Genomic DNA, 12,383 nt, shown 5'->3' on the forward strand with positions numbered 1-12,383 from the left:
AAAGTAAAATCATTGGAGGAAAAGTATGGTTAAAAAGGAATTGCTTTTCATTTGAAAAAAACATACTTAAAATAAAAGTAAGAAAATATTTCATTTACTTACAAAATATTATAGGGAAATGGATGGAGTAATATGGAGTAAGTGTTAACTATATCGAACAAAGGGTGTATAAGATGGATAAATATCAAATTGCATTATTAGCTAATGTCCGTAAGCAGCTGCAAGAGTGGACCGATCAAAATAAAGAAATACCTCATGAAGAGGTGTACCGCTTTTTGCATTCAATTTCTGGAACGGCTGCGACCATTGGACTGCATTATTTAGGAGACCGCTCCCGCGAGTTAATGGAAGCGGTGGAAAAAAATCAGAAAAAAACCTGGGATTACGCGGAGTTAAATGCTTTTTTATTAGATATTATTAAAATTTGTTATCAAGATGAAATTCAATCGGTAGAAGATATAAATAAACCGCTAGAAATCAGTGAAAAAACAGCGAATATTTTACTTGTTGACGACGATCTTTCAATGTTGACGTATTTAAAAGAACAGTTTGAAAAACAAGGCTGGTACGTATTAGCAACTGCCTCTAAAGAAAAAGCTATTACGGCTTTTTACGAATTAAAGCCGGATTGTTTTGTTGTAGATGTACATATGAAAGACGGTACAGGCTTTGACATTCTTTCATTTTTGCGTGATAAAACAAAGCAACTGTTCGTCCCAATTGTCATGATGAGTGTTGATAATCAAAGAGAGACGCGTTTGAAGGCTTTTAAATTAGGAGCCGATGATTTTTTGGTTAAACCTCTTAATATGGAAGAAAGTCTGCTTAGAATTGGTCACCATATTGAACGAAAGCAGATGTTTAACTCCTATTTAATGTTTGATGAATTAACAGGAGCCTATAACCGAACGTATTTAAAAGAAATCTACAGTCAGCAGCTATCCAGCTACGACCGCTTAAAAGATCCTTTTTGTTTAGCGATTTTGGATTTAGATTTCTTTAAAAGAATAAATGATCAATATGGACATCTGATGGGAGATAAGGTTCTGCAAGCATTTGTAGAGTATATGAAGCATGAAATTCGTCCAACAGATCACATTTTTAGATATGGAGGCGAAGAATTTATTCTTTTATTGCCCAAAACCAATATAAAAGAGGCAGAAGCAGTATTAAATAGACTGTTGGATTTCTTTGTGAAAAAAGTGTTCACACATCAAAGCAATTCGTTTTATTGCAGCTTTTCCGGTGGAGTTGTAGAAGTTCATAACACTGAATGGCCGTTAGAAAAAGCGCTTCATCAAGCTGATGAAGCATTATATATAGCGAAGGAATCAGGACGTCAAAAAATTGTAGCTTCTTCTCAAAGCAAGCTGGTTAAAAAGCGAACGCTTCGTATGGCTATTATTGATGATGATTCTATCATTCGAACGATGCTGAAAGAGCTTTTAAGTAAGATTGATGTAGGAGATCGCTATGAAGTGAAAATAGAAGTGTTTAAAGACGGCATCGAATTTTTTGAGTCCCGATGGATTCATTCTAGCGATCAGTACTTTGTTATTTTAGACGGAATGATGCCTAAAATGGATGGTTTAGAAGTGCTGCAAAAATTAAGACAGAATAAACGTCACGATCAGTATACGGTTATTATGCTTACCTCACGAAACAGCGAACAAGATATTCAAAGAGCATTAGAACTTGGGGCAGACGATTACATGACAAAGCCATTTAAGTTAATGGAGCTTGAAGCGCGCGTACGTCATTTAATGAAGAAGGTGAAATAAATGGCGATGTCCCTTCAAGTGGTATATGTCTTATTTAGCGGATTGCTATTGCTTTTAGTCTGTTTTCTAAGTTATTTACTTATTCAAAAAGCGCGTTTAAACGCTTTTCGAGCAAAAGTAGAATTCTATAAAGATAGTATAAAAGAATCTCTTTTTATTTATTTATTCAGAAAAGATGAAGAGCATCGGGTAGAGCCTAAAAATAAAATAGAGCTGGCGGGTGTAGAGGAACTATTAAGCGGTTTTTCGGCAGCTGTGCAAGGCGATGAAATTCTAAATAACATTACGCTCTATGCGGAGAAGGTTTTTACTCCCAAATATAAAAAAGAGCTCCATCATTCTAGGTGGAGTGTAAGAATGAATGCCCTTTATGCTATTGAAGACTTTGGTCTAACTACGCTAACAGACCAATTAGTAGAAATGTATGAGAAAAAAAATAGTACAGCGGCTGAAAAAAATCAAATTTTAAAGATTTTGGTTAAGCTGAACCGCCCTGAGTTTGTTGTGTACATGACGAACGCTTCTAGACCGCTGTCTGAATTTATGTACCGCTCTTTGTTTGGAACTATGAACAGTGAACAGTTTCAGCAATTTATTAATAAATTTGAAGACCTGCAAGAAGAAATTCAGCTGCCTCTTATCGATATGATTGGTATCAATCATAAGTTAGAGTATATAGATTTCTTAAAAATGCACATGAAAAGTTCATCAGAAGAACTGCGAATTCGTTCGTTGAAATCACTTAATGCTTTATCTTTTCCATTAAGAATAGAGGAGCTCACGAACCATCTTCAGTCAGGTATTTGGCAAGAAAGAATGATGGCTACAAAACTAATAGGTAAAACGAGAGATGAGAAGGGGTTATCAATTCTCGAGCAGTCGCTAAAAGATTCTCATTTTCTTGTGCGTTCGAATGCTGCTCAGTCAATGATGAAAATCCCAACAGGTAAAGAATACTTAGTTCATGTATACAAAACGACTGATGACAGGTTTTCGAAAGATATGGCAGCAGAATGGCTTGAAAAAGGAGGAATTACGGTTGTGGAATAATGTTTGGCATCTTTTATTGTCCATTTGCGGATGGGCTGTATTTGCTTATATGATTTTTGTGCTTTGTTTTTATTTTATGATGTTTATCATTTCTGCTTTTCAACTGCGAAAGCAATATCAATTAAACGATGAAGAACCTTATGAAGATTTGCTTGCGGTTAGCTATACAACGCCGTTATCTATATTAGTTCCCGCTTATAACGAATCTGTCGGGATTATTGGGAGCGTACGTTCGCTGCTTGGAATTGAATATCCGGAATATGAAGTAATCGTAGTAAATGACGGATCTTCAGATGATACGTTAGAAAAGCTCATCGAAGAGTTTTCTCTTGTGAAAATGAACCGAGTTGTGAGAAAGCAAGTGGAAACGAAAGAAGTAAAAGCTGTATATCGTTCTAAATTATACGATTATTTATATGTAGTCGATAAACAAAATGGAGGAAAGTCAGATGCATTAAATGCAGGAATTAATTTATCCAACTATCCTTATTTTTGTTCGATCGATGGCGATTCAGTGTTAGAAAGAGATGCTTTTTTAAAAGTTATGAAGCCAATTATTGATTCAGACGGAGAAGTAATTGCTTCAGGGGGAAGTATTCGAATTGCAAACGGATGTAAAATCGAAAACGGTGCGGTCGTATCGATTGGACTTGATACGCAGCCGCTTGTTGTGATGCAGATTATTGAATATTTACGTGCCTTTCTTATGGGGCGCATTGGTCTCAGTCGCCATAATTTATTACTTATTGTGTCAGGAGCATTTGGTGTATTTTCTAAACGCTGGGTGATTGAAGCTGGCGGGTATTCTCATACAGTCGGCGAAGACATGGAGCTTGTCGTTCGCCTGCACCGGCTGATTAAACAGAAAAAAACCAACAATCAAATTGTTTATATTCCAGATCCCGTATGCTGGACAGAAGCACCGGATGAAATCAAATATTTGCGAAGACAGCGAAACCGCTGGCACCGCGGTTTATTTGATAGTCTTTGGAAGCATAAAGAGATGCTTTTTAATCCGAAATACGGAAGTATCGGACTGATTTCTATGCCTTATTTTGTGTTTATTGAACTAATCGGGCCGGTCATGGAAATGTTAGGCTATTTGTTTATTGTTATTTCCCTAGTTGTAGGCGGGATTTATGTGGAATTTGCTTATTTGCTTTTTCTTTTAATGGTTGTATATGGTTCTCTTTATTCGATGGCGGCCGTTTTGCTAGAAGAGTGGAGCCTTCGTAAATATCCAAAAGTATCTGATATCGCTAAGCTGTTTGTTTTTTCGCTGACGGAATCCTTTTGGTATCGACCTCTAACTGTTATATGGCGCTGTCATGGATTGTGGGATGTTATTCGCAATAAAAAAGGCTGGGGAGACATGCAGCGAAAAGGAGTTTCACAATGAAAAAATGGTTATTAATCGGCGGCATTATTTTGGTTATGGCAATAACGGCTTCTCCATTTCTTATTTGGCAGCTAAAGAAACCAACTGATTTGAATATGCTTGTCATTGATAAAACAGTGCCAGATCAAACGTTTCGAGAGCATCAAGGCTTAATGTGGATGCTGAATCAAGCGAAAGTACGCAAAGACGGGAAGCCTTATGAAATCTCAAAAGATTATGCAGGGTTTTACCCGAAAGGAGATAAAACATACAGCATTAAATCTCTGCCAAAAACAAACTCTGCAGATATGATTTATATCACGGACACGTATGGTGTATACAAAGAAGATTTAGGCGTAAAAGCTAAAAGAGGAGATCGCTCTCAATTGGTGTATGGCGGCATGACTTCTGAAGACGTGAGCTACGTTAAGAAAGCGTTGAATGGACGTACAAAAACGCTGATTGGAGAGTTTAATACATTTGGAAGCCCTACTTCCTTAGACGTTCGCAAAGAACTGTATGAATTATACAATGTTACGTGGTCCGGCTGGATTGGTCGCTACTTTGAGGAATTCGGCAGTGAAGAAGTTCCTGCTTGGGTGAAAAGTGCTTACAAAAAGCAGTACAACAAAGAGTGGAGCTTTACAGGAAGAGGCTTATTATTCGTTAATGAATCCAATAAGCTCGTTATTATAACGGAAAAAGAATTAAAAGAAAATCCAGTATGGTTTCAATATACAAAACAAGGAAAGAAAACATTGAATTTACAGGATGAATCTGCTTATCAATATTGGTTTGACGTAATTACACCCCAGCAAAAAAGTGATGTGCAGGCTCAGTTTGCCTTTCACTTGGATTCGGAAGGAAAAAACAAGCTAAAGGAAAATGGTATCCCTTTGTCCATACCAGCAGTCGTTCATCATAACAAAGAGCGATATGATACTTATTACTTTGCAGGAGATTTTGCAGATCAAGGAGAAGTACCTTCCATTTATCAAACCTCTTTTTACCCGGTGTGGAAGAAATGGACAGAGAAAATCGGAAAAGAAGATGAGTCTTCTTTTTACTGGACTGTTTATCTTCCTCTTATGAATAAGATCATCGATCAACAGCAAAATGAATCGCAGCCTGCTTCTGTTACTTTTAATAAAAATATGGAAATCTATGAAGATGCTGACCTTAAAGTAGCAGGGAAAGTAGGAAAAGATTATTTGCAAGTTTATCAAAATGGAAAATGGAAAGATTTTCTTATTAAAGGAGTAAATATGGGCATTAGTAAGCCAGGCCATTTCCCTGGTGAGACTGCTATTTTAAAAGAAGAATATTTGCGCTGGTTTGAAGAAATTGGAAAGATGAATGCCAACTCAATCCGCGTATACACCATTCATCCTCCCGCCTTTTATGAAGCGCTTGCTGAGTATAACCAAAAAGCCGAAGAACCTATTTATCTTTTTCATGGGGTATGGGTGAATGAAGAAGTTTTCTATGATTCACAAGATGCTTTTGCAAAGGAAAATACAAAAGAATTTGAAGCTGAAATGAAAAGGATTGTAAACGTTATTCACGGAAAGGCAACACTGCCAAAACGAACAGGACATGCAAGCGGAACGTATACAGCAGACGTGTCTCCTTATGTTTTAGGATGGATTATAGGAGTTGAATGGGATCCCACGGTAGCCCTTTCGACAAATGAAAAACATAAAGGAATGAAAGATTTTAAAGGGCAGTACATCTATACCAAAAAAGGCAATCCCTTTGAAATTTGGCTTGCTGAGCTTATGGAAAAAACAATTTCCTATGAGCAGGATAAATATGATTGGCAGCGGCCTATGAGCTTTACGAACTGGGTGACGACGGATTTGCTTACTCATCCATATGAGCCTTCTGAAGACGAAGATAAAGTGTCTGTTAATCCTAATTTAATTCACATAACTAAAAAATTTGAGCCGGGCTTATTTGCCTCTTATCATATTTATCCGTACTATCCTGACTTTTTAAACTATGAACCTCGTTACCTCGCTTATCGAGATCATCGAGGAGAGAAAAATAACTACGCAGGCTATTTGCAAAATATGAAAGAAGTTCATCATATGCCCGTTCTTGTTGCTGAATTTGGCATTCCGGCTTCGCGAGGACTCACCCATAGAAACGTATACGGGTGGGATCAAGGCTTTCATACGGAACAAGAACAAGGAAAGATTCTGTCACTCTTATACGAAGACATTGTTGAAGAAAAAATGGCTGGCGGTATGGTCTTTACATGGCAAGATGAATGGTTTAAGCGAACGTGGAATACGATGGAGTACGACAATCCGAACCGCAGGCCATTTTGGACGAATTTGCAAACGGGAGAGCAGCATTTTGGACTGCTGAGTTTTGATCCAGGAACGAACCTGAAAGTCAAAGTAGACGGTAAATCAGATGATTGGAAAAAGCTGAACAGCAAGTCGGTATATAAGCCGTCTAAGAAGTTAAAAGCATTGAACATTACAAGTGATGAAGGTTATCTATATCTACACGTGAGTGCAAAAGAACTGGAAAATCAAAAGCTTTATTTCTTGTTTAACACGATTAACAATCAGGGACAGTCAAAGATCCCTCAAATCCCTTCCTTAAAAACAAAAGGAATTGATTTTGTAGCAGAATTAAACGGGAAAGCAGACAGTCATTTATGGATAGACAGCTATTACGATACGTATTATTTTTCATATGCTCATCAGCTTCAAATGATTCCGGCGGTAAAAGGAACCGATACAAAAGACAACGGCATGTTTAACCCAATCAGGCTCGCCCTTAACAAAGAGTTAGCGATTGGAGAAGGGGAAAACAAGAGAACCGTTCCTTTTGACGCCTATGAAACGGGGAAGCTCCAAGAAGGAAACAGCGATCCTAACTCTTCTTCATTTGATTCGCTAGCAGATTTTAAAGTGAATGAATCAAATGGAATTGCTGAACTTCGCATTCCTTGGTTGCTTTTAAATGTAAAAGACCCGAGTCAAAAAGAAATAATGGGAGATATTTGGTCTAAAAAAGGATTGGAATCCAGCGAGAAAATAAAAGGAATTCAAGTGGGAGTCGTAGCTGTTAATAAGAAGAGCAATGACGTGGAAGATACGTTTCCGACTCAGAAAAAAGGAGAACTTTTATTAAAAGATTTTTACTTATACAAGTGGAAAAATTGGGAGTATCCAACTTTTCACGAACGAATAAAGCCGTCCTACTTCATATTGCAAAAAACGTATGGACGACTACAAGCGGAGGAATAACAATGGCAAAAATTTTATTAGCGGAAGATGAAGAAGTGCTTCGTATGTTAGTGGTAGATACGCTTGAAGATGAAGGACATGAGGTGACGGAAGCAGAAAATGGCGAAGAAGCTTTGGAATTTATCAAAGAACGTGATTTTGACTTAATTATTTTGGATTATATGATGCCCGTGTTCACCGGGCTTGAAGTCATTCAGCAGCTGAAAGAAATGAAAGATAAGCGCCATACAAAAGTATTGATGCTTTCAGCTAAGAATCAAGCTGCTGATCAAAGCCGAGTGTTAGAAGCAGGGGCTGCGTATTTTATGTCTAAACCGTTTAGTCCACTATTGCTAGCCGAACGTGTCGAGGAAATTTTAGATGAACAATAAACTAAAACGAAAAAGTATCTCAACCCAGTTCATCCTCTTAGCAAGTATCCTTTTACTTGCTTTTGCGGCGGGTTCAACTGTACTTGTTGTACGGCAAAAAGAAATTACAGCTGATTATGCCCAGTACAGGGCACAAGTACGGGAAAAGGCACAGCTGCTATCTACAATTGATAAATCAATGAACAAGGCTTTTTTGCAGGCTCGTGGGTTTGTTGCGTTTGATTCAGAGGATATGTATAACGAGGCTGCAAGTCAGCAAAAAATTATCGAAGAAAACCTTGATCGACTTTCAGGTCTAGCCGCAGATAGACGTGAACGTACGTTTATAAATGAAGCGACGGTTATGCTAAACACGTATTTTAATCAAACGCTTCCTTATTTTAAAAATATTTACGACAAAAAAGGTATTGAAGGAGTCCGCTCTAGCCCTGAGCGGAAGGCTGCTTCTAAATCAATAGAACAAATGCAAAAAGAACTTGATGACTACCAAAATGAATTAACTAAAGACTTAAATACACAGTACGATGACACGTCGAGTGACATGCAGAAAAGTCAAACGTTCTTTATTTTATTTTTAGCGTTTACAGTGGTCATTTTACTATTGCTTACACGGGTATTGCTAAATAAGTTTGTAAAGCCACTGAGTCAGCTAGCATATACGGCAAGCGAAATTGCTGCTGGAAAAGAAATGCCTATAACATTTGATGAACATAGAAGAGATGAAATCGGTATGCTATCTCAAGCCTTTTACAAAATGGTATCGACTTTGCAAAATAATGAACAGGAGTTAACGGCTCAAAATGAGGAGCTGATTGCACAGCAAGATGAGTTGCACAGTCAGCAAGATGAACTTCAGCACGCATTAGAATTAACAAAGGAACGAGAAGGAGAGTTGGAATTGCGCAATTTATTTGTGCATGGACTAACAAATTCTCTTCACAAGCAAGAAGTTCTCACGAGTGCTGTCACAAACATGAGCCGGGTGATGAAAGCTGATCACGGTTTTATTATGCTAACCGATGAAAAGACACATGCTTCATTTGGTCTATCTTCAGCAAGTGTTCAACAGATGGTGGCAAATCTTCATAATAATTACGTTGATCATGTGCAAAAGACGAAAAAATGTATGGTAGTAAAAAGAGAGTGTATAGAACATGAGCGCCTATATCATCAGCAAACGTTTTATTTGTATGATATTATCGTACCGGTACTGTCTTCACAGGGAGATATGCTAGCCTATATGTTTTACAGCCGCTACGCGGATGAATACACAGAACATGAATTACAGACATTTGAAATACTGGCCAAACAAATCACGATTGCTCTTGAAAAAATTTATATTTACGAAGAGTCCGAGCATGACCGATTGCTATCTCAAGATATTTTAAATTCGATTCAAGAAGGAATGCAGCTTGTAGATACAAGCGGTACGATTCTACAAGTGAATACGAAGATTAGCGAATTGTTTCAATATGAGCATCAAAGCGGCCTTCTTCAGCTTTCTCTCGATCAATGGATAGATGCTCTCTCTCAAAAAGTCGAAAATATACAGCAGCTGAGACAATACGTTGAAGCCATTTGTAAGGGAGAGCAAGTAGAAAAGTCTTTTGTTTATTACCTGCACACGGATGGTAAGCGAAAAGTTATAAAAGTTTATAGCGAATACGTGTATCGAAACCGTCAGATGTTTGGCGTATTGTTCGTTCATCGTGATATTACGAAAGAATTTGAAGTTGATCAGATGAAGTCGGAATTTGTAAGCACTGTGAGTCACGAGCTGCGTACACCTTTAGCAAGCGTATTAGGGTTCACTGAGCTTATGCTAAATAAAACATTAAAAGAAGAACGACAGAAGAAGTATTTAACTACTATTTATCAGGAAGCACAGCGGTTAACGTCTTTAATCAACGATTTTCTGGACGTCCAAAGAATGGAAGCGGGGAAACAAACCTACGATAAAAAGTATCAAGACATTCTGCCGCTTATTAAGCAGGTGATTGAGGTCCAGAAAATACAAACAAATAAGCATGAATTTGATATGATTTCTGATCAAGAGCATTTTACAGTAATGGGAGATAAAGATAAGCTGCTGCAGTTGTTTAATAATGTAATTAGCAATGCAGTGAAATATTCGCCCGATGGAGGGAATGTTACAGTTAAAGTATATCAAAAGGAACACGCTGTTTATATTGATATTCAAGATGAAGGAATTGGTATACCAAGTGAAGCGCTAGGTCAATTGTTTACCAAATTCTACAGAGTAGATAACTCCGATATGCGCAAAATTGGCGGCACGGGTCTAGGGTTAGCAATTGTAAAAGAAATTGTAAAAGCTCATGGCGGAGACATTACTGTACAATCGGAATGGAAAAAAGGAACAACATTCACGGTTGTTCTGCCTCTTCTATATGAAGTTCAGTACGACGAAGAGATGATAAGCACAAATGATAACCGTAAAAGCGTAGTGATTGTAGAAGATGATAAAAGTTTAGCGACGCTTTTACAGGTAGAATTAAAAGAAAGCGGTTTTCATGTTCGGTATTTTAACAACGGAGAAGACGCATTAAACTCTATTCATCAGCAAAAGCCTGAAGTGGTTGTTCTAGATATTATGCTAGGAGAAAATAAGTTAGACGGCTGGGATGTTTTAAGACAGCTCAAAGAAAATACAGAGACAGAAAAAATTCCTATCTTAATCTCATCTGCTTTAGACGAAAGAAGCAAAGGGTTAGAGCTTGGAGTGTGTGAGTTTCTGATTAAACCTTATCAGCCTAGTAAATTATCCAAAACGATTCTACAGCTGCTTTTGAAAAAACAAGAGCATGAAGGAGAAATTATGATTCCATCAGATAAAGAAGAGTAGAAATTTGGTGAGGCTTCGCTATATTTACGGAGTCTCATTAAACGAAAAGAAAATTAGTAAAGTAATAAAAAATGTTGAAAACGCTATCAAATTGTGGTTTTATAGTAAGTAGGCATAACATGATGACCTTAGAATTACCTTTTTCCACCTCCTTACATGCGTAAGGAGGCTTTTTTGTATAAATATAGTAAGATAAGATAACAAAACCTGATGCAGAATCGTTTATTGAAGTTCAGCTAGTTAAGAAACTGCTCAAGAAAGTTTGATAATGAAAGGAGTGAAGCTCTGGAAATCATTTCGCAAAGGGAGGATAGTCTATCCCAGAAGTGAAGGTAGTTCAATTTTTATAATCATAGTATAATAAAAAATACGGTTATAAAAGCTGTGTTTTTTATACATCTTTTATATAGAAGGTAAGATTGAATTTTATATTTGCTTAAAGGAGGTCTTTCCTTGGATATTGCGTATATAATTGCTGAAGAAAGAATTAGACAAGCAATAAAAGACGGTGACTTTGATAAGCTGCCTGGGGAAGGAAAACCATTAAAGTTAGAAGATTTGTCACACATACCTGAAGAACTGCGCCAAGCGTATAGGATATTAAAAAATGCAAACATGATAACGGATGAAAAAGAGCTGAAACGAGATATGGCTACAATAGAAGAATTGATTTCTATATGCACGGATGCTAATGAAGAACAAAGGCTAACAGAGATGCTTACGGAAAAGCGCTTGCGCTTTGAGCAGCTCGTTGACAAGAAAAAGATGACAAGTTCTGCAGCTTACAGGACGTATCAGAATAAAATTTACTCCAAATTTTTTTATTAATGAGTGTAATGGTCAAGACGATCGGAGGGTGAGAACTTGCGGCTGTTAATTTTATTGATTAGTATCATACTATTTATTTCGCTTTGTTTTTATATTTTTGCCCCACAAATAAAACGAGGTGCCCAATCGAAAAATGTGCCGGTTTTATTTATTCATGGCTATTTAGGTAGTCAAAAAAGCTTAGGGAAAATGATTAAACGATTTGAACAAAACGGATGGGGAACTAAAGTAGCTTACTGCGTTGTTCAAAAAGATGGAGCTATTCAGTGGAAGCATATTATGAAAGCAAAAGAGGGAAAACTTCCGCTTATTCATATCGTCTTTAAACAGCCAGATGCCAGTATTGCACAGCAGCAAAAATGGATTGAAGCTATTATGCAAGATGTACGTGATACATATAAAGCATCTTCTGTTGATTTAGTTGGACATAGTATGGGAGGAGTAACAGCAGCAGCTGTTAGTTTGTCTAACCCTCGATATATTCAAAAGTTAGTTACGTTAGGATCGCCAATTCAAGGATTAGATTATCAGGAATTAATGGAGATGTATCCTCATGCACGCAATCATATTGAATCTATGGGTGCTCGTGATTTAGCTTTTCACTCTATGGCATTAAACAAGCTGTACGAAAGTCGTCAAGATTTCTCAAAAGAAATCGACGTTTTTTCAGGAGCAGGAGATGTGGGAGATAAGACAGATGGAGTGGTAACAGTAGAAAGTGCGTACGGACTGCAAGAGTTCACCGAACACATTCATCTCCAAACGTTTCATGAAGCACATTCGGATTTACATGAAAGCTCAGAGGTTGATAAAGCTGTCTATCAATTTTTAAAACGGGATTAAAGG

The 12,383-nt window shown here is 37.3% G+C and carries 8 protein-coding genes; all 8 read left to right on the forward strand.

Features of this window, described 5'->3' with window-relative positions; all coding sequences use genetic code 11:
- Positions 1–173 precede the first annotated feature (173 nt).
- The 8 genes from AC2YJL_RS19935 (at position 174) to AC2YJL_RS19970 (ending at position 12,380) form a co-directional block, all read left to right on the forward strand.
- Positions 174–1,781, forward strand: coding sequence for a GGDEF domain-containing response regulator (locus AC2YJL_RS19935; RefSeq protein ID WP_369361527.1), 1,608 nt, complete (start codon positions 174–176; stop codon positions 1,779–1,781).
- Positions 1,782–2,831, forward strand: coding sequence for a HEAT repeat domain-containing protein (locus AC2YJL_RS19940; protein ID WP_230931872.1), 1,050 nt, complete (start codon positions 1,782–1,784; stop codon positions 2,829–2,831).
- Positions 2,821–4,230, forward strand: coding sequence for a glycosyltransferase family 2 protein (locus AC2YJL_RS19945; RefSeq protein WP_230931873.1), 1,410 nt, complete (start codon positions 2,821–2,823; stop codon positions 4,228–4,230). Before AC2YJL_RS19940 ends, AC2YJL_RS19945 begins: the two co-directional genes overlap by 11 nt.
- Positions 4,227–7,475, forward strand: coding sequence for a hypothetical protein (locus AC2YJL_RS19950; RefSeq protein ID WP_251567250.1), 3,249 nt, complete (start codon positions 4,227–4,229; stop codon positions 7,473–7,475). Before AC2YJL_RS19945 ends, AC2YJL_RS19950 begins: the two co-directional genes overlap by 4 nt.
- Before the next feature lie 2 nt (positions 7,476–7,477).
- The gene (locus AC2YJL_RS19955) at positions 7,478–7,846 is read left to right on the forward strand and encodes a response regulator transcription factor (RefSeq protein WP_028412195.1); all 369 of its coding nucleotides are present in this window, start codon (positions 7,478–7,480) and stop codon (positions 7,844–7,846) included.
- On the forward strand, positions 7,836–10,709 hold the full coding sequence (locus AC2YJL_RS19960) for an ATP-binding protein (RefSeq protein WP_251567251.1): 2,874 nt from the start codon (positions 7,836–7,838) through the stop codon (positions 10,707–10,709). The genes AC2YJL_RS19955 and AC2YJL_RS19960 overlap by 11 nt, the downstream gene beginning before the upstream one ends.
- Positions 10,710–11,162: 453 nt before the next feature.
- The gene (locus AC2YJL_RS19965) at positions 11,163–11,537 is read left to right on the forward strand and encodes a DnaJ family domain-containing protein (RefSeq protein ID WP_251567253.1); all 375 of its coding nucleotides are present in this window, start codon (positions 11,163–11,165) and stop codon (positions 11,535–11,537) included.
- A 36-nt stretch (positions 11,538–11,573) separates the two neighbouring features.
- On the forward strand, positions 11,574–12,380 hold the full coding sequence (locus tag AC2YJL_RS19970) for an alpha/beta fold hydrolase (RefSeq protein WP_230931876.1): 807 nt from the start codon (positions 11,574–11,576) through the stop codon (positions 12,378–12,380).
- The last annotated feature ends 3 nt before the right edge of the window (positions 12,381–12,383 follow it).

This window comes from Priestia sp. SRI_019 (assembly GCF_057586255.1).